Annotated in this window: 16 protein-coding genes and 1 riboswitch; of the genes, 7 read left to right on the forward strand and 9 right to left on the reverse strand. The window is 74.3% G+C overall.

Annotated features, from left to right (window positions below; all coding sequences use genetic code 11):
* Positions 1-6 precede the first annotated feature (6 nt).
* A riboswitch (guanidine-III (ykkC-III) riboswitch) is annotated at positions 7-72 on the forward strand.
* Positions 73-130: 58 nt separating this feature from the next.
* Positions 131-445: a multidrug efflux SMR transporter gene (locus H1A17_RS14590; protein WP_145918443.1), complete on the forward strand. Its 315-nt coding sequence runs from the start codon at positions 131-133 to the stop codon at positions 443-445.
* Here the strand turns inward: H1A17_RS14590 and H1A17_RS14595 are convergent.
* Positions 389-1003 (reverse strand): DinB family protein, encoded by a 615-nt coding sequence (locus tag H1A17_RS14595; protein WP_145918442.1) that lies wholly within the window; start codon positions 1001-1003, stop codon positions 389-391. The two genes, H1A17_RS14590 and H1A17_RS14595, sit on opposite strands and share 57 nt — an antisense overlap.
* Positions 1004-1149: 146 nt before the next feature.
* Here H1A17_RS14595 and H1A17_RS14600 point away from each other — a divergent pair, with 146 nt between their 5' ends.
* Complete coding sequence (locus H1A17_RS14600) at positions 1150-1395, forward strand: hypothetical protein (protein ID WP_088645592.1); 246 nt, start codon at positions 1150-1152, stop codon at positions 1393-1395.
* Positions 1396-1497: 102 nt separating this feature from the next.
* Here the strand turns inward: H1A17_RS14600 and H1A17_RS14605 are convergent, their stop codons facing one another.
* On the reverse strand, positions 1498-3969 hold the full coding sequence (locus H1A17_RS14605) for a DNA translocase FtsK (RefSeq protein WP_194822097.1): 2472 nt from the start codon (positions 3967-3969) through the stop codon (positions 1498-1500).
* Positions 3970-4082: 113 nt separating this feature from the next.
* Between H1A17_RS14605 and H1A17_RS14610 the strand changes: the two genes are divergently transcribed.
* Positions 4083-4559 (forward strand): YbjN domain-containing protein, encoded by a 477-nt coding sequence (locus H1A17_RS14610; RefSeq protein ID WP_194822098.1) that lies wholly within the window; start codon positions 4083-4085, stop codon positions 4557-4559.
* On the forward strand, positions 4556-6154 hold the full coding sequence (locus H1A17_RS14615) for a YbjN domain-containing protein (protein ID WP_194822099.1): 1599 nt from the start codon (positions 4556-4558) through the stop codon (positions 6152-6154). Before H1A17_RS14610 ends, H1A17_RS14615 begins: the two co-directional genes overlap by 4 nt.
* Before the next feature lie 75 nt (positions 6155-6229).
* Here H1A17_RS14615 and H1A17_RS14620 read toward each other — a convergent pair whose 3' ends face one another.
* The gene (locus tag H1A17_RS14620; RefSeq protein WP_194822100.1) at positions 6230-7429 is read right to left on the reverse strand and encodes a S1 family peptidase; all 1200 of its coding nucleotides are present in this window, start codon (positions 7427-7429) and stop codon (positions 6230-6232) included.
* Positions 7430-7613: 184 nt separating this feature from the next.
* On the opposite strand from H1A17_RS14620, the gene H1A17_RS14625 reads away from it, so the two are divergent.
* Positions 7614-8498 carry a helix-turn-helix domain-containing protein gene (locus H1A17_RS14625; protein ID WP_194822101.1) on the forward strand — a complete coding sequence of 295 codons (885 nt, stop codon included), beginning with the start codon at positions 7614-7616 and terminating at the stop codon, positions 8496-8498.
* A gap of 197 nt (positions 8499-8695) precedes the next feature.
* A complete protein-coding gene (locus tag H1A17_RS14630; protein WP_145918436.1) occupies positions 8696-9688 on the forward strand; it encodes an SMP-30/gluconolactonase/LRE family protein in 993 nt (330 codons plus the stop codon).
* 74 nt (positions 9689-9762) lie between these two features.
* Here the strand turns inward: H1A17_RS14630 and H1A17_RS14635 are convergent, their stop codons facing one another.
* From H1A17_RS14635 to H1A17_RS14655, 5 genes are all read right to left on the reverse strand, one after another.
* Positions 9763-11451 (reverse strand): ribonuclease J, encoded by a 1689-nt coding sequence (locus H1A17_RS14635; RefSeq protein ID WP_145918435.1) that lies wholly within the window; start codon positions 11449-11451, stop codon positions 9763-9765.
* 52 nt (positions 11452-11503) lie between these two features.
* A complete protein-coding gene (dapA, locus tag H1A17_RS14640) occupies positions 11504-12430 on the reverse strand; it encodes a 4-hydroxy-tetrahydrodipicolinate synthase (RefSeq protein WP_194822102.1) in 927 nt (308 codons plus the stop codon).
* A gap of 46 nt (positions 12431-12476) precedes the next feature.
* Positions 12477-13220 carry an FAD-dependent thymidylate synthase gene (gene thyX / locus H1A17_RS14645; protein ID WP_194822109.1) on the reverse strand — a complete coding sequence of 248 codons (744 nt, stop codon included), beginning with the start codon at positions 13218-13220 and terminating at the stop codon, positions 12477-12479.
* Positions 13221-13357: 137 nt separating this feature from the next.
* Positions 13358-14029, reverse strand: a complete 672-nt coding sequence (locus H1A17_RS14650; RefSeq protein WP_145918433.1) for a DUF2752 domain-containing protein — start codon at positions 14027-14029, stop codon at positions 13358-13360.
* A gap of 4 nt (positions 14030-14033) precedes the next feature.
* Positions 14034-15263: a winged helix-turn-helix domain-containing protein gene (locus H1A17_RS14655; RefSeq protein ID WP_194822103.1), complete on the reverse strand. Its 1230-nt coding sequence runs from the start codon at positions 15261-15263 to the stop codon at positions 14034-14036.
* Between the two features lie 78 nt (positions 15264-15341).
* Here H1A17_RS14655 and H1A17_RS14660 point away from each other — a divergent pair, with 78 nt between their 5' ends.
* A complete protein-coding gene (locus H1A17_RS14660) occupies positions 15342-15893 on the forward strand; it encodes a GNAT family N-acetyltransferase (protein ID WP_145918431.1) in 552 nt (183 codons plus the stop codon).
* Here the strand turns inward: H1A17_RS14660 and H1A17_RS14665 are convergent.
* A complete protein-coding gene (locus H1A17_RS14665; RefSeq protein ID WP_145918430.1) occupies positions 15792-17129 on the reverse strand; it encodes a glycosyltransferase 87 family protein in 1338 nt (445 codons plus the stop codon). The genes H1A17_RS14660 and H1A17_RS14665 overlap by 102 nt on opposite strands.
* Positions 17130-17138: the final 9 nt, after the last annotated feature.

Below are 17138 nucleotides of genomic sequence, written 5' to 3' on the forward strand. Positions count from 1 at the left end.
TCGGTCGTGGTGGCCCGCGCGGCCACCCCGGACGAGTCGCGGGCGTACCCGGTCAGGCCAAGACGCCCCGTACCGAACCGACTCGTCCCCGGCCGACGGCCCGGGACCCGCACCCCCGAGGTGATGCCCGATGGCCTGGATCGTGCTGGTGCTCTCCGGACTCCTGGAGACCGCGTGGGCGGTCTCCCTCGACCGCAGCGCCGGGTTCACCCGGCCACTGCCCTCCACCGTCTTCGCGGTCACCCTGGTCGCCAGCATGGCCGGCCTGGCGTACGCGCTGCGCGACATCCCCGTCGGCACCGGCTACGCGGTCTGGGTCGGCATCGGGGCGGTCGGCACCGCCGTGGTCGGCATGGTCGCCCTCGGCGAGTCGACGAGCCTGCCCCGGCTACTCAGCCTGCTGCTGGTGGTGGCCGGCGTGGTCGGCCTCAAGCTCTTCCACTGAGGAACCCCGGGAACCACCCGACGGGTCGGGGTGGACCGCCCGCGCACAACGCAGCAACCGGAGTTGGCCGACCTCGGCGACGTTCTTCATCAGCTCGGCGTTCACCCAGGCGACCATGTGGGCGACGGTGTACGCGGGGTCGTCCCGCCACGGGAACGACGCGGTCGCATCGAGGTCGGCGTCGCCGAGCTGGTCGAACACCGCCAACCACGCGGCACGCAGGTCACCCAGCCACGCCACCGTCCGGTCCCGGTCACCGGGCCAGCCGATCTCGGTACGCTCCCGCGGCCTGCGCCCCCGCGCGTGGTCGGCAGCGACCGTCCACCACCAGCCGATGTGCCAGGTGATCCAGCCGATCGTCGGCACCGGGACCGGGTCGGGCTCGACGTCCGCCCAGTCCGGCACCCACCCGCCGTCGGCGGCCGGGCGCACCGTCCAGCAGTGCGGCACCGGCTCCCAGAGCAGGTCCGCCGGCTCCAGGCGTTGCAGGTGGTACTCGAACAAGGACCAGGTCAGATCGAACTGCGACCGCAACAGGTCACGACGGGATGCCGGCATCGGGTGACCCTGCCACACCGGCGGGCCCCGGATCGATCGGAATTCCCGCGCCGACACGCAGGCGGGCAGCCCGGTGCGTAGTTTCCGTCCGGTGTGGGTAGTGATCGATCAACACAGCACTCAGGCCCCCGACCACGGAGGACGTCATGGCCGACATCCACGCCCCCGCCCGCCCGCGTACCAACGCCGCCCGCATCTGCACCATCCTGGCGTTCGTCTTCGCCGTCGTCGCGCTGCTGATCGCGCCGGTCATCTTCGGCATCATCGGCCTGGCGCTCGGCATCGTCGGCGCGGTGCTCGGCGACAAGCCGCTGGGCTGGTACGCCGCCGCGGCGAACGTGGCCGCCATCGTCCTCAGCCTCGTGCTGATCAGCGCCATGATGAACAGCTGACCAGACGCACCCGCGCGAACGGGCCCGCCGGATTCCCGGCGGGCCCGTCGCACGTCCCGGCCCGGTCGGGGGGTCTACGCCCCCACCGGCGCGCCCGTCGGGTCAGTCCACGTCGCCGCGCAGGCCGACCAGCACCTCTTCCAGCTCGTCCGGCTTGACCAGCACGTCGCGGGCCTTGGAACCCTCGGACGGGCCGACCACCCCCCGGGTCTCCATCAGGTCCATCAGCCGGCCCGCCTTGGCGAAGCCGACCCGCAGCTTGCGCTGGAGCATCGAGGTCGAACCGAACTGCGAGGTCACCACCAGCTCCACCGCCTGCACCAGCAGGTCCAGGTCGTCGCCGATGTCCTCGTCGATCTTCTTCTTGCTGTCCTGCGCCGGGGCCAGCACGTCGGAGCGGAACTCCGGCTCACGCTGGTCCTTGCAGAACTTCACCACGTCGGCGATCTCACGTTCGGTCACCCAGGCGCCCTGGATGCGGACCGGTTTCGACGCACCCATCGGCAGGAACAGCCCGTCGCCCCGACCGAGCAGCTTCTCCGCGCCCGGCTGGTCGAGGATGACCCGGGAGTCGGCAAGCGACGAGGTGGCGAACGCCAGCCGGGACGGCACGTTCGCCTTGATCAGGCCGGTCACCACGTCGACGCTCGGCCGCTGGGTGGCCAGCACCAGGTGGATGCCGGCGGCGCGGGCCAACTGGGTGATCCGGACGACCGAGTCCTCCACGTCGCGCGGGGCGACCATCATCAGGTCGGCCAGCTCGTCCACGATCACCAGCAGGTACGGGTACGGCCGCATCTCCCGCTCGCTGCCCGGCGGGGCCTTGATCTCGCCGTTGCGCACCTTGCGGTTGAAGTCGTCGATGTGCCGGACCCCGTTGGCGGCGAGGTCGTCGTAACGCATGTCCATCTCGCGGACGACCCACTCCAGCGAGTCGGCCGCCTTCTTGGCGTTGGTCACGATCGGGGTGACCAGGTGCGGGATGCCCTCGTAGCCGGTCATCTCGACCCGCTTGGGGTCGATCAGCAGCAGCCGCACCTCGTCCGGCGTGGCCCGGGTCAGGATCGACACCAGCAGGGTGTTGAGGCAGCTCGACTTGCCCGCGCCGGTGGCCCCGGCGATCAGGATGTGCGGCATCTTCGCGAGGTTGGCCACCACGAAGCCGCCCTCGATGTCCTTGCCGAGGGCCACCACCATCGGATGGTGGTCGCTGGTCGCGGCCCGGGACCGCAGCACGTCACCGAGCGCGACGTTCTCCGGGTCGGTGTTGGGGATCTCCACCCCGACCGCGCTCTTGCCCGGGATGGGGCTGAGGATGCGCACGTCGGGCGACTTCACCGCGTACGCGATGTTGCGGGAGAGCTGGGTGATCCGCTCGACCTTGACCCCGTGGCCCAGCTCGACCTCGTAGCGGGTGACGGTGGGGCCCCGGGTGAAGCCGGTGACCTCGGCGTCCACCCCGAACTGGTCGAAGACGCCGGTCAGCGCGGCGATCACCTCGTCGTTGGCCTTGCTGCGGGTCTTCGGGGCCGCGCCACCGGTGAGCATGTTGGCCGGCGGCAGCACGTAGTCGCCGGCAAGCCCGGTCAACGCGAGCTGCTCGGCGCGGGTGGGCGGGGCGGAGTGCTCCGGCGGCTCCACCGGCTTGCGGCTGGCCGGCACCCGGCTCGCCGGCCGGCGGGGCAGCACGATCGTCTCCTGGAGGTCGACCTCGGGGCCGACGTCGTCGAAGTCGTCGGGGTCGGGCGGCGGGGGCGCGGCCTTGCGGGCCGGGCGTTTACGGGCCGGCTTCGCGACGGCCTCCGTCGGCTCCGCCTCCTCCTGCGCCGGGGCCTCGGGCGGGGCGACCAGCGTGCCGGCGAGCAGGCCGAGCCGCTCCGGGATCTTGTTGATCGGGGTGGCGGTCACCACCAGCAGGCCGAAGACGAGCAGCAGGATCAGCAGCGGCATGGCCACCCAGGCGGTCACCGCCCGCTCCAGCAGGTCGCCGATGCCGGCGCCGACGAGACCACCGGCGTAGTCACGCTGCACCGGGTCGACCGGATTCTGTCCGATGTGCAGCATCGCCGCCGTGGCGACCAGCATGGAACCCCAGCCGACCAGGCCCCGGCCCCGGTGCTCCGGGTCCACCGGGGTCCGCATCAGCCGCCAGGCGCCGATCATCAGCAGCACCGGCACCACCACCGCGATCGCGCCCAGGAACAGGCGCACGGTGTCGGCCAGGCGCGCGCCGAACGGGCCGGCACCGGAGAACCAGATCGCCACCGCGCTGAGGATGGCCAGCCCGAACAGCAGCAGGCCGGCACCGTCGCGGCGGTGCTCCGGGTCCAGCTCCCGGGCCGAGGCGGCCTGCCGGCCGGCGGCCCGGAAGCCCCAGCCGACCCCGTGCGCCAGGCCCATCCACAGTGCCCCGACGGCCCGGCCCACGTAGGCCGCCGGAGCGGGCCGGGGGGCCGGCCGCCGCCGGGCCGCCGCCCGGGTGGTCTTCTTCGCCGGCTGACGGGCACGACTGTTCGTGGTGCCACGCGGCGACGCGCCGCGTCGCCGGCTCGCCTGAGAGGTACGGCCCGCCATAGAGTCACCGTAACGGCGTTACCCGGCAGATCGCCGCTTTTCCGGGTCGTGTCCGCGCGTCGCAGCACGGACCACGCCCGCAGACGTGTTATTCGCCTCAGAAGGGATGCCCGATGGCGTCGCCTGCTTTCGCGGACCGTCCCGACCCCCTCGCGGGTCACCCGCAGGCCCTGCGTCCGCTGACCACCGACCTGGTGGCCGCCGTGCTGGGCACCCGGGGGTACGTCGTCGTCGCCGACGGCGACGGGGACCTCGTCGGCCGCTGGGACGACAGCCTGATCTGGTTCCTGCGCCAGGGCGGCCACGGCGAGCTGCTCCAGGTCCGCACCCTGGCGGCGGCGACCTTCGACATCGAGCACGTGCCGGCGCTCTACGCCTTCTGCAACGCGTGGAACCACGAACGGTTCTGGCCGAAGGCGTTCGTGCACGTCGACGACGACGGCCGGGCCCAGGTCTGCGGCAAGGTGATCACCGACCTGGAACGCGGGGTCACCCCGCACCAGCTCGACCGGTTGCTCGACTGCGGCATCACCGCCGGCTGCCAGCTCGCCGCCGCCGTCGGCCAGCTACCCGGCCGGACGCCCGGATGACCGGCGGGTTCCGTCCCGGGGCGGACGGGCCGCCCGCGCCGCGCGACCCGGGCCTGGCCGCCGCGTTCGCCGACGCCGGGGACCTGCCCGACGGGGAGGCCCGGCTGGCCGAACTCGACCGGATCGCCGCCCGCGCCGACGCGCTGGGCGACCCGCACTCCGGCCTGGACGCCCGGTTCGCGCTGGTGGCGGCGTACCTGCGGCACGGTGGACGGTGGCGGATCATCGAGCCGGTACGCCGCCTGCTGGCCGCCGTGGACCGGTCCCCGGAACTGCTCGACGCCCGCCCCGGCGACGCGGAGCTGCTGCGGCGGCACCTGCGCCAGGCGGTGGAGGCCGCGATCGGCACCCCCCGGATCGGGCTGGACCAGGCGTACACCCTCCTCGACGCGCTGGCCCGCCGGGTCGGCGCGGACGCCGGCGTGGTCGCCCAGCTGCGGTGCCGGCTCGCCGACCACACCGGCGACGAGCCCACCGCCCGCCGGTGGTACGACAGCTGGACGGCCGCCGCGCCGGACCCGGAGGGCGGCTGCCCCGCCTGCCTGGCGGTACGCCGCGCCGAACTGCTCGCCGGGTGGGGGGACGACCGGGGCGCGTTGGAGGCGCTGCGCCCCGCGCTCGACGCCGACTGCACCGACCAGCCGGAACGGGCCCTCGCGGTGGGGTTGCTGCCGTGGCTGCGCACCGGGGCGGCCGGCCAGGCCGCGACGGCGCACCTGCGGGCGTACCGACGGCACCGGCGGGAACGGGCCGCGTTGCCGTACCTGGCCGCGCAGTTGCGGTTCTGCGCGCTGGCCGGGCACCCGGACCGGGCGCTGGACCTCCTCGCCGAGCAGTTGCCCCGGCTGGACCACCCCTACGACGACCTGTCGGCGATGGAGTTCGCCGCCGCCGGGGCGCTGGTCTGCGCACTCGCCGCCGAGTCCGGCCGGGACGCCCGCCGGGTCCGCCGTCCCGGTCACGCCGACCGGCCCGCCGCCGACCCGGACGTGGCGACCCTCGGCACCGACCTGCTGGCCGAGGCGACCCGGCTGGCGGGCAGCTTCGACGCGCGCAACGGCACCGGGCACCACGCCGGCCGGATCGCCGCCTGGCTGGCCGAACGGCCGACCGCCACGCCGGTGCCGCTGCCGGAGCCGGACGGCGTCGACGACCCGGCCGACGAGCCGTTCCTGCCCTCCGCCGAGGAGCCGGCCCCGCTGAGCCTGGCGCAGCTCACCGCCGTGCTGGACACCCGGGGCGACGTGTACGCCGTCGACGCCGGTCCGGTGGTGGTCGGCCGCTGGGACGAGGCGGTCGTGCAGTTCCGCCTGCTGGGCCGGGACGGGGAGATCCTGCACGCCCGGGTGGTGGCGGCCCGGCGGCTGGCGGCGGGCCGGCTCGCCGAGGCGTACGAGTTCTGCAACGCGTGGAACCACGACCGGCTGCTGCCGAAGGCGTACGTCCACGAGCTGCCCGGCGGTGAGCTGGTGCTGGCCGGCGACGTCACCACCGACCTGGCGTACGGGGTGGCCCCGGCGCAGCTCGGCATCCTGGTCGACGCGGCGGTGAGCACCGGCGTCGCGTACGCCGACGCGGTCGCCGCCCTGCCCTGACCGCCGCCGTCCCGGACACGGGAGCGGCCCCCGACCTCCGGGCGGTGGAGGTCGGGGGCCGCGGTACCGGGGTGCTCAGCGACCGCGTCGGGTCCCCTGCTGGCCGCCGTCGGCGGTGACCAGGGTCAGGTTGTTGCGCTGGAGGATCTCGTTGACCGGCTGGAAGAACGTGACGCCGCCGACGGTGCAGTCACCGGAGCCGCCGGAGGTGACCCCCTGCGCCTGGTCGCCGGCGATCCACGAGCCACCGGAGTCGCCCGGTTCGGCGCAGACGTCGGTCCGGGTCAGGCCGGTCACCGTCCCCTCCGGGTAGTTGACGGTGGCGTTGCGGGCCTGGACGACGCCGCACCGGGCCCCGGTGGTGGAGCCGGAACGGCAGATCGACGCGCCGGGCGGCACCTCGGTGGAGCCGTTGACCGGCACCGTGCCGCCGTTGAAGTCGCTGACCACCCCCTGCGGGGTCCACTGGCCGTTGGTCCGCACGAACGCCCAGTCGTCACGGGGGAACGACGACGCCGCGAACACCCCCTGCCGGGCCTGGTTGAACCCGGTGGTGCGGTCACCGACCCGGCCGCAGTGCCCGGCGGTGACGAACCCGCCCACCACGGAGAAGCCGATCGAGCAGCGCCCGACGTCGTTGATAAAGAACGGGTCGCCGCCGACCAGGTCGAACAGCGGGCGCGGCTGCTCCCGGGAGGTGGTGACCCGCACCGCGTCCGCCGGGGCCCCGCTGCCCGCCGCCCACCGGCGGGCCCGCGCCTCGGCACCCGGCTGGGCGAGCACCACCACCGAGTTGGTGGCGACGTCGACGTACCAGCCGGTGATGGCCGGGGACGCCTGCCCGCCCACCGCGTCGAGCCGGGTCTTCGCCGCGTCCAGCTCGCCGACCGCGCGCTCGACCGGCTTGGGCACCGCACCGGCGGCCCGGACCCGGTCGGCCTGGGCGGGGTCGGCGACCGCCACGTTCAGGGTGGACCCGTCGCCGCTGAGCCAGGCCCCGCCGTAGTCGTTGCCGAGGGCCGCCCGCAGCCCGGTCAACCGGGCGGCGGCCTGCTGCTCGGCGGTCAACCGCCGGACCGCCTGGTCCCGGCTGATCCGCAGGTCGCGGCTGAGCGCGTCCACCACCTCGGGGGCCGGTCCGCCGGCCGCGCGGGCGTCGGGCCCCCCGGCGCGTGGCGTGCCCTGGTCGCCGGCGAACGACGGCAGGGTCACCGCCGCCGTCAGTCCCGCTGCCGCCAGCACGACGCCGATCGCTGTCATCCGTCTGCGGTCCATCCGTCATGCTCCTCCCGGCCGACGCGGGGTACGCCCGCCGGACGGAGGTACGGAGGCGGCCACCGTTCGGATGAGCCGAACCGCAGTTATCGACGTACGGTGACCGCCTGGTCACCCGATCTCCGTCCTGCCTATCCCCCGCAGGGTGTGGTTGGCCGGGTGGCCGCCGCCAATACTGGGAGCCATGCAGGCGCAACGACAGCTCGGCGAGTTCCTCCGCTCGCGACGCTCCCGGCTCAGCCCGGAGGAGGCCGGGGTGCCCACCTACGGCGGCCGACGGCGGGTGCCGGGGCTGCGCCGGGAGGAACTGGCCCTGCTGGCCGGGGTGAGTGCCTCGTACTACGCCCGGCTGGAGCAGGGGCAGGCCACGAACGCCTCACCCGAGGTGCTGGACGCGCTCAGCCGGGCGCTGCGGCTCGACGCCGCGGAACGCCGCCACCTGTCCGGGCTGGCCGCCGGCCCCCGCCGCCCGGCCGTCCGCCGGCCCCCGCCGGAACGGGTCGACGCCGCCGTACACCAGCTCGTCGCCGCCCTCGGGGACGTGCCCGTGCTGGTGCTCGGCCGCCGGCTCGACGTGCTGGCCTGGAACACCGCCGGGCACGCCCTGTTCGCCGGTCACCTGGAACCCGACGCGGTGGACCGGCCGGACCGGCGGCCCAACATGGCCCGGCTGGTCTTCCTCGACGCGCACACCCGTGACCTGTACGTCGACTGGCCGGCCAAGGCACGGGCCGTGGTGGCGACCCTGCGGATGACCTCCGGGCAGCACCCGACGGACCCGCTGCTGGCCACGCTGGTCGGCGAACTCGCGGTGGGCAGCCCCGAGTTCGCCGCCCGGTGGGCCGACCACCGGGTCAAGGCCGGCGGCACCGCCGCGTACGAGATGCGGCACCCGCTGGTCGGCGCGCTGACCGTCACCCAGCAGAGCCTGCGCACCGAGGACGACCAGACGGTCGTCGTCGCCACCACCGCACCGGGTTCCCCGTCGCAGGCGGCGATGACCCTGCTGGTGCACGCCGCGGTCACCGGCCGCGCCACCGCCCGGCAACCCCTGCCCGAGCGCGGCTGACCCTCCACTCCCGCTTCCGGCGACACAGGTGCCGGCGTCCCCTCCCGCTGCGGCGGCCCACCGCCGGACACCGTCGTCCGGTGCGGTCCGACGCCGCGCCACACCACGCGACGACGGCGCTCCGACCGGGGCGTCCGGTCGTCCGTGCCCGCAACCGGACCCGCTCGGCGGGTCCGCGCACCCACGAAGGACGAACCATGCGCAGAAGAATCCGTACCCTCGCGGTGGCCGTCGCGGCAGTCGGCGTCCTGGCCGCACCGGCGACGCACCCGGCACCGGCGGTGGCCGGCCCGGCGGGAAGCGTCCCGGCCGCCACCTCCGGCCCGTCGACCCTGCCGGCCCGGATCGCGGTCCACTTCGACCCGACGACGGGGCAGCTCCCGGAGAACATCGCGTGGGCCCCGGACGGCACCGCCTACCTCACCTTCGCGGCGGCCCGGCAGGTCGTCGCCGTCGAACCGGCGGGCCGGACCCGGGTGCTGGCCACCCTGCCCGCCCCCGCCGACGGTGGTGTGCACACCCCGGTGCTCGGCTTCGCCCTGACCACCGGGATCGTCCGGACCGGCGACGGCACCCTGTACTTCCTGTACGCCAGCGGCGACGCCGCCGGCACCGGCCTCTACCGGCTGACGCCCGGTCAGCCGCCCCGGCGGATCGCCGCGCTGCCCGCCACCGGGCTGCCGAACGGGCTGGCTCTCGACCCGGCCGGCCGGACGTTCTACCTGACCGACTCGGTGCTCGGCACCGTCTCCACGGTGCCGCTGGCCGGCGGCCCGGCCCGGGTCTGGTCGTCGGCGTCCGCCCTCGCCGCGACGGGCTTCCTCGGCGTCAACGGCGTCAAGGTGCGTGGCGGCGCGGTCTGGGTGACCAACCTGGACCAGGGCACCCTGCTGCGGATTCCGCTGCGGCAGGGCCGCCCGGGAGCCGTCGAGGTCAGGGCGACCGGGCTGGTCGGCATCGACGACTTCGCGTTCACCCCCGACGGCCGGGTCGTCGCCGCCCTCAACGGGCCCAACACGGTGGTCGGCATCGACCACGACGGGCGGACCCGGACCCTGCTGACCGGTGCCGACGGGCTCCAGAACCCCACCTCGGTGGCCGTACGCGGGCACACGGTCCTGGTGGCCAGCGCCGCCTACGTCACCGCGACCGACCCCAACCTGATCGTGGCCACCCTGCGCCACCGCTGAGCCGACCGCGCGAACGGGCCGGCCACCGTCGTGACGACGGTGGCCGGCCCGCAGCGTCCCGGTGGGGAACCCGTTCAGACCTCGACGACGGTCGGGACGATCATCGGGCGGCGGCGGTACGCGTCGTTGACCCAGCGCCCGACGGTGCGCCGGACGATCTGCTGGAGCTGGTGCGGGTCGGTGATGCCGTCCGCGGCGGCCCGGTTCAGCGCCTCGGTGACCAGCGGGATCACCGGGTTGAACGCGGCCGGGTCCTCGGAGAAGCCCTTCGCCGACAGGGTCGGGCCGGCGACCACCTTGCCGGTGACCGAGTCGACGACGACGGTGGTGGCGATGAAACCGCCGTCACCGAGGATCCGCCGCTCGGTGAGCAGCGACTCGCTGACGTCACCCACGGCCAGGCCGTCGACGTAGACGTAGCGGCTCTTCACGTGCCCGACCACGCTGGCCCGGCCCTCGACCAGGTCGACGACGTCGCCGTCCTCGCAGATCACCACCCGGTCCGGGGCGACGCCGGACTCGATGCCGAGCCGGGCGTGCGCCCGCAGGTGCCGCCACTCGCCGTGCACCGGCATCAGGTTGCTCGGGCGCACCACGTTGAGCAGGTAGAGCAGTTCACCGGCCGGGGCGTGCCCGGAGACGTGCACCTTGGCGACGTCCTTGTGCACCACCACCGCGCCGGCCCGGGCCAGCCGGTTGATCACCCGGTAGACCGAGGTCTCGTTGCCGGGGACCAGCGACGAGGCGAGCACGACCGTGTCGCCGGGGGCGATGGTGATGTGCCGGTGGTCGCCGCTGGCCATCCGGCCCAGGGCGCTCATCGGCTCGCCCTGCGAACCGGTGGACATCAGCACGATCTGGTCGGGCGGCAGCGTGGTGGCCTCCTCGATGCCGATCACCAGACCGGCCGGGATGTTGAGCAGGCCGAGGTCGCGGGCGATGCCCATGTTGCGGACCATCGACCGGCCGATCAGCGCCACCTTGCGGCCGTGCTCCAGCGCCGAGTCGAAGACCTGCTGCACCCGGTGCACGTGCGAGGCGAACGAGGCGACGATGATCCGCCCCTTCGCCTTCGCGAAGATCGAGTCGAGCACCGGCCCGATCTCCCGCTCCGGGGTGACGAAACCGGGGATCTCGGCGTTGGTGGAGTCCGACAGCAGCAGGTCGACGCCCTCCGCGCCGAGCCGGGCGAAGCCGGCAAGGTCGGTGATCCGGCCGTCCAGCGGGAGCTGGTCCATCTTGAAGTCACCGGTGTGCAGCACCAGGCCGGCCGGGGTACGCACGGCCACCGCGAGGGCGTCCGGGATCGAGTGGTTGACCGCGAAGAACTCGCACTCGAACGGGCCCAGCCGCTCCCGGCCGCCCTCCCGCACGGTCAGCGTGTAGGGCTGGATGCGCCGCTCGGCCAGCTTCGCCTCGACCAGGGCGAGGGTGAACTGGGAGCCGACCAGGGGGATGTCCGGCTTGTGGGCGAGCAGGTACGGCACCGCGCCGATGTGGTCCTCGTGACCGTGGGTCAGCACGATCGCCTGCACGTCGGCCAGCCGGTCCAGGATCGGCCCGAAGTCGGGCAGGATCAGGTCCACCCCGGGCTGCTCCACGTCGGGGAAGAGCACCCCGCAGTCGACGATCAGCAGCTTGCCGTCGTACTCGAAGACGGTCATGTTCCGGCCGATGGCACCGAGTCCGCCGAGCGGGATGATCCGCAGCCCGCCCTCGGGCAGCGGCGGGGGAAGTTCACCCTCGAATTGCGCCTCGGTCACGCGTCCACCTCATTCTGCGACGCCGTAACCCGGCGTCCGTCGTGTCGTTCGATCATTCGGGCAGGTCCAGGCCCGCCGCCGCGCAGTCCGCGCGCAGCAGGGCCAGTTCGTCGTCGGTGGCGTCCACCAGCGGCGGACGCACCGGGCCGGCGGGCAGGCCCAGCACGTTCAGGCCCGCCTTCACCAGAATGGTGCCCGGGCTGCGGAAGATCCCGGTGAACAGCGGCAGCAGCCGCCGGTGCAGGGCCAGCGCCGTGCCGGTGTCACCCGCGTCGTACGCCTCGATCATCTGCTTGGCGAGCGCGCCGGTGAAGTGGGTCGACGTGCCGACCAGCCCGACCCCGCCGACCGCCAGGGTGGGCAGGGTGAGCGAGTCCTCGCCACTGTAGAAGGCGAGGTCGGTGCGGCTGGTCACCCAGCCGGTGGCGGTCAGGTCGCCCTTGGCGTCCTTGACCGCGACGATCCGCTCGTGCGCGGCGAGCCGCACCAGCGTCTCGGTCTCGATCGGCACCCCGGCGCGGTGCGGGATGTCGTACATCATGATCGGCAGGCCGGTGCCGTCGGCGACCGCGGTGAAGTGCGCCACCAGCCCCCGCTGCGGCGGCCTGCTGTAGTACGGGGTCACCACCAGCAGGCCGTGCGCGCCGGCCTTCTCGGCCGCGGCGGCCAGCTCGATGGTGTGCCGGGTGTCGTTGGTGCCCACGCCGGCCACGATCTGCGCCCGGTCACCGATCGCCTCGACCACCGCGCGGATCAGCGTCTCCTTCTCCGCGTCCGAGGTGGTCGGCGACTCGCCGGTGGTGCCGTTGAGCACCAGCGCGTCGTTGCCCTGCTCGTCGACGAGGTAGGTCGCCAGCCGGACGGCCCCGTCGAGATCGAGGGAGCCGTCGGCGGTGAACGGGGTCGCCATCGCGGTGAGCAGTCGCCCGAACGGGCGCGACAGGCCCCGGTCGGGGGCGGCAGGGTGGTCGTGCGTCATGCTCACAACCTAGCGGACGAGCACCGGACGTCCGGTGGGGAAGGGCTCAGGACAGCTGTGCGTGCGGGCTCGTCGCCACCTCTGTGCCGTCCGGCAGGGTGCTGACGACGAAGTCGGCGAACACGTTCGGGGCCACCTGCCGGAGCTGCCGCAGGCACTCCACGGCCAGCTCGCGGATCTCCACGTCGGCGTGTTCGGTGGCCCGCATCCCGATGAAGTGCCGCCAGGCGCGGTAGTTGCCGGTGACCACGATCCGCGTCTCGGTGGCGTTGGGCAGCACCGCCCGGGCCGCCTGCCGGGCCTGCTTGCGACGCAGCGTCGGGTTGGGCTCGTCGGCGAACCGCTGCTCCAGCCCCTCCAGCAGTTCGGTGTACGCCCGGACGCTGGCCTCGGCGGCCTCGACGAACCGCTTGTGCAGCTCCGGGTCGTCGGCGATCACCGCCGGCTCGACCATCGCCGCGTCCCGCTCCGGCACGTAACGCTGGGAGAGCTGGGAGTAGGAGAAGTGCCGGTGCCGGATCAGCTCGTGGGTGAACGAGCGGGACACTCCGGTGAAGTAGAACGTCACGCTGCCGTGCTCCAGCACCGACAGGTGCCCGACCTCCAGGATGTGCGCCAGGTAGCCGGCGTTGGTGGCGGTCGCCGGGTTCGGCTTCTTCCAGCTCTGGTAGCAGGCCCGGCCGGCGAACTCGGCGAGCGCCTGGCCGCCCTCGGCGTCGGTCGACCACGGCACGCCGTCGGGGGCCTGGAACTGGGTCCACGCGATCAACTGCACCTGGGGCTGCACCATCTCCGGCATTCCTGCGACTGTAGTGGCCCGGTGGGCTGCGGGGAAACTCGGGCCACCGCGCTGACCAGCGAGATCATGGACAGTTCCGGCCGGGGGCGGCGGCGGGTGGCCAACGTCTCCCACCCGGCCCCGGCCGGTCAGACGTACAGCGCGGTGAACGGTGCCCAGGGCAGGTTGCGCAGCACCGAGAAGGCCATCCAGACGGCGAGGAATCCGCCGATCACCGGGGAGCTGAGCCGCAGTTCGGGCAGCCGCCACCCGAACGCCTGCCGACCCGCCCAGGCGACGAAGAGGTAGGCCAGGAAGGGCACCGCGAAGACGAACACGGCGTGGTGGCGGGCGGCGGCCGGCAGGTCGGCGTGCAGCAGGTACCACAGCGCGCGGGTGCCCCCGCAGCCCGGACAGTCCAGCCCGGTGGTCAGCTTGAGCAGGCAACTCGGCGCGGCGTCCGGGTCGCTGGTGGTCGGCTCGCTGACCAGCGCGTACCCCATGCCGGCGGCGACGCAGCCGAGCGCGGCCAGCGGTGCCGCCCAGCGCGGCGAACGGGCGTGCAGCCGGAGCACGAACCGGGTGAGCCGGTCCGGCTCGGGCGGCTGCCACACCACCGGCGGCCCCGCCGGCCAGGACCCGGGCGGCAACCCGTCGACGCCCGCGCCCGCCGCCGGGTGGGGGTGCGGCGCGGCCGGCGCGTCGACGGGGGGCGGGTCGCTCAGCGTGTGGGTGGTGCCGGCCGGTGCGGCACCGGTCGACGTCGGATCGGTGCCCTGCCCCGACCGGGTCGGCCCGGTCGGCCCGTCAACGCTCGTCACGGCCTCACGGTACACCGGTGAGGCTGCGCAACGCGGCGGTCAGCGGGGCGGCCAGGTCACCGGCCGCCGGTGGGGCGACCGCGTCCAGGCCGAGCCAGCCGGCGAGCCGGTGCAGCTCGGCGGCGAGCGCGACGGCGGTCTCCCCCGGGTCGATGCCGGGCTCCTGCCAGGCCGCCGGCACCAACAGCACCCCGGCCTTCCGGTCGGCCTTGAGGTCGACCCGGGCGGTGAACCGCTCGCCCTGCAGGAACGGCAGCACGTAGTAGCCGTGCACCCGCTGCGCAGCCGGCACGTAGATCTCGATCCGGTAGCCGAAGGCGAACAGCCGCTCGGTGCGGGCCCGCTCCCAGACCAGCGGGTCGAACGGGCTGACCAGGGTGTTGCCCCGGACCCGGCGGGGCAGCCGGGCGTCGACGTGCCGCCAGGCCGGCTGCCGCCACCCCTGCACCGTCACCGGCACCAGCTCACCGGCCTCGACCAGGTCGGCGACCGCCTGCCGGGCACCGGCCAGCGGGAGTCGGAAGTAGTCCCGCAGCTCCGGCTCGGCGGCCACCCCCAGCGACCGGGCGGCCACCGCGACCAGGGTGCGGTACGCCTGCGCGTCGGTCGGCGTGGGGGCGTCGAGCGCGGCCGCCGGCAGCACCCGTTCGGGCAGGTCGTAGCGGCGGGCGAAGGAGGGCGTCCGGTCGGCGGCGGTGACCTCGCCGGCCCAGAACAGGAACTCCAACGCCCGCTTCACCGCCGACCAGTTCCACCCCCAGTGACCGGTCTCCCGGGGCGCGTCGTGTTCGATCTCGGCGGCGGTCAGCGGCCCCCGGGCGGCCACCTCGTCGCGCACCCAGGCGACCAGCTCGGGCTGCTCGGCGGCGATCCGGCGCATCCCGCCCCAGGCGTCGTCGCGGGCCTTGGCCATCCGCCAGCGCAGCGCGGCGTGCAGCCCCACCGGCACCAGGGACGCCTCGTGCCCCCAGTATTCGAACAGCTCACGCGGGCGGCGGTAGGCGGCCGTGTCGAGCAGGCCGGTCGGGTAGGGCCCGAGCCGGCTGTAGAGCGGCAGGTAGTGCGCCCGTTGCAGCACGTTGACCGAATCCATCTGGATCAGCCCGACCCGGTCGAGCACCCGGCGCAGGTGCCGGCGGGTGGGCGCCCCGGCGGGCGGCGGGTCGGCGAAACCCTGGGCGGCGAGCGTCATCCGCCGGGCCTGGGCGAGCGAGAGCGATTCCGGTGCGACCATCGCCGACGACCCTAGACCAGTGGTACGACACCGGAGCGGACGCTGGACCGACCGCCCGTCGGGGCATAGAACGGACGCATGCTCACCATCCGCCGCGAGGAGCCCGACGACGCCGAGGCGATCGCCCGGGTGCACATCCACGGCTGGCAGGCCGGGTACGCCGGCATCATGCCGGCCGAGGTGCTGGTCCGACTCAACCCGGTGGCGTGGGCGCAACGCCGGCGGGATGTGGGCACGGCCGACCCGGAGCACCCGTTCACCACCCTGCTCGCCGAGGTCGACGGGCTGCCGGCCGGGTTCACCACCTTCGGGCCGTACCGCAACAACCAGGACCGGGGCGACCTGGACCCGGCGTACGGCGAGGTGCTGGCGATGTACGTCGAGCCGGCGCACTGGGGTGACGGCACCGCGCAGGCCCTGTTCGCCGCCGCCCGCGACGGGCTGGCGGCACGCGGCTGGCGGGAGTACCGGCTCTGGGTGCTCGCCGACAACACCCGCGCCCGCCGGTTCTACGAGCGGGCCGGCCTGTCAGTCGACGGCGAGCGGTCCCGTTACCCGGTGCCGCTGGCCGGTGGCGGTCCCCCGGTCCACCTCGACGAACTGCGCTACACCGGCCGGTTGCCCGGCTGAGCCGGCCGGCCGCCGCCCGACGCCGGGGTCGACCGGTCCCGTCGGGTCGCCGGGCCGGCCGCCGACCGGCGCCGCCCAGGTGCGGATCGGCAGCAGCACCAGCAGGGCGAGGCTGATCCAGACGTAGGTGTTGCTGCCCAGGAAGCCGCCGATCCCGGTGAAGTCCTTCTCCCAGGCCCAGACGATCCGGCTGCACAGCAGCGCGTAGCCGACCACCGCGCCGGCCAGCAGCGCGCGCCGCCGCAGGCTGCCGGCGGGCGCGGCGACCGCGTTGTCGACCAGCAGGATCAGCGCCGGGATCAACCAGACCAGGTGGTGCACCCAGGTGACCGGGCTGACCAGGCACATCAGCGCGCCGGTCAGGGCCAGCCCGGTGGCCTCGTCGCCGACGGCCACGGCGGCCCGGCAGCGCCACGCCCAGACGGCCAGGGTGACCAGCACCAGCGCCAGCCAGGCCAGGGTGCTCGGGTGCTCCGGGTCGAGCCGGGCCACCACCCCGCGCAGCGACTGGTTGGACACGAACGCCAACTCGCCCACCCGGTCGGTGTTCCACAGCGCCGACGTCCAGAACTCCCGGGCGGCGTCCGGGAAGATGGCCGCGGCGAGCAGGGTGGCCGCCGCGGCGGCGGCGACGGCGGTGCCGGCGGCCCGGAACCGCCGGGTGATCAGCAGGTAGACGATGAACACGCCCGGGGTCAGCTTGATCGCGGTGGCCAGCCCGATGCCCACCCCGGCCCACCGGTTGCCGGCCGGCAGCAGCCGCAGCAGGTCCACCGCCACCAGGAACAGCAGCAGCATGTTGACCTGGCCGAAGTTGACCGTCTCCCGCATCGGCTCGAACGCGGCGGCCAGGCAGAGCGCCACCGCCAGGACGAACCACCGGGTCCAGCCGGCCCGCCGGGCCACCGGGTCGAGCAGCCACCACACCAGCACCGCGCTGACCACCACCGTGGCGGCCACGCTGACGGTGATCGCGGCCGGCCACGGCAGGTACGCCATCGGCAGCATCACCAGGGCCGCGAACGGCGGGTAGGTGAAGCCGTACTGGGTGCCGGGCTTGAGGTAGTCGTAGATCTCGCCGTGGTCGTGTACCCAGAAGTGCAGCGCGCCGTAGTAGACCTTCAGGTCGAAGAAGCCGTGCCGGACGGCCGCCACGGAGAGGAAGGCGGCCACCGCGACGGCGAGCACCACCACCGCGACGACCTGCCCGGCCGTCCGCCTGGCCCCCTGCGCCACCGTCGTCTC

Origin of the sequence: Micromonospora sp. S-DT3-3-22, assembly GCF_015354745.1 — a bacterium.
Lineage (GTDB): Bacteria > Actinomycetota > Actinomycetes > Mycobacteriales > Micromonosporaceae > Micromonospora > Micromonospora wenchangensis.

What these genes read in the sequence shown, in the direction of transcription:
- H1A17_RS14595 (WP_145918442.1), bottom strand. Translation starts at nt 1,003, where the DNA reads ATGCCGGCATCCCGTCGTGACCTGTTGCGGTCGCAGTTCGATCTGACC.
- H1A17_RS14605 (WP_194822097.1), bottom strand. Translation starts at nt 3,969, where the DNA reads ATGGCGGGCCGTACCTCTCAGGCGAGCCGGCGACGCGGCGCGTCGCCG.
- dapA (WP_194822102.1), bottom strand. Translation starts at nt 12,430, where the DNA reads ATGACGCACGACCACCCTGCCGCCCCCGACCGGGGCCTGTCGCGCCCG.
- thyX (WP_194822109.1), bottom strand. Translation starts at nt 13,220, where the DNA reads ATGGTGCAGCCCCAGGTGCAGTTGATCGCGTGGACCCAGTTCCAGGCC.
- H1A17_RS14615 (WP_194822099.1), top strand. Translation starts at nt 4,556, where the DNA reads ATGACCGGCGGGTTCCGTCCCGGGGCGGACGGGCCGCCCGCGCCGCGC.
- H1A17_RS14660 (WP_145918431.1), top strand. Translation starts at nt 15,342, where the DNA reads ATGCTCACCATCCGCCGCGAGGAGCCCGACGACGCCGAGGCGATCGCC.
- H1A17_RS14610 (WP_194822098.1), top strand. Translation starts at nt 4,083, where the DNA reads ATGGCGTCGCCTGCTTTCGCGGACCGTCCCGACCCCCTCGCGGGTCAC.
- H1A17_RS14600 (WP_088645592.1), top strand. Translation starts at nt 1,150, where the DNA reads ATGGCCGACATCCACGCCCCCGCCCGCCCGCGTACCAACGCCGCCCGC.
- H1A17_RS14625 (WP_194822101.1), top strand. Translation starts at nt 7,614, where the DNA reads ATGCAGGCGCAACGACAGCTCGGCGAGTTCCTCCGCTCGCGACGCTCC.
- H1A17_RS14630 (WP_145918436.1), top strand. Translation starts at nt 8,696, where the DNA reads ATGCGCAGAAGAATCCGTACCCTCGCGGTGGCCGTCGCGGCAGTCGGC.
- H1A17_RS14655 (WP_194822103.1), bottom strand. Translation starts at nt 15,263, where the DNA reads ATGGTCGCACCGGAATCGCTCTCGCTCGCCCAGGCCCGGCGGATGACG.
- H1A17_RS14590 (WP_145918443.1), top strand. Translation starts at nt 131, where the DNA reads ATGGCCTGGATCGTGCTGGTGCTCTCCGGACTCCTGGAGACCGCGTGG.
- H1A17_RS14620 (WP_194822100.1), bottom strand. Translation starts at nt 7,429, where the DNA reads ATGGACCGCAGACGGATGACAGCGATCGGCGTCGTGCTGGCGGCAGCG.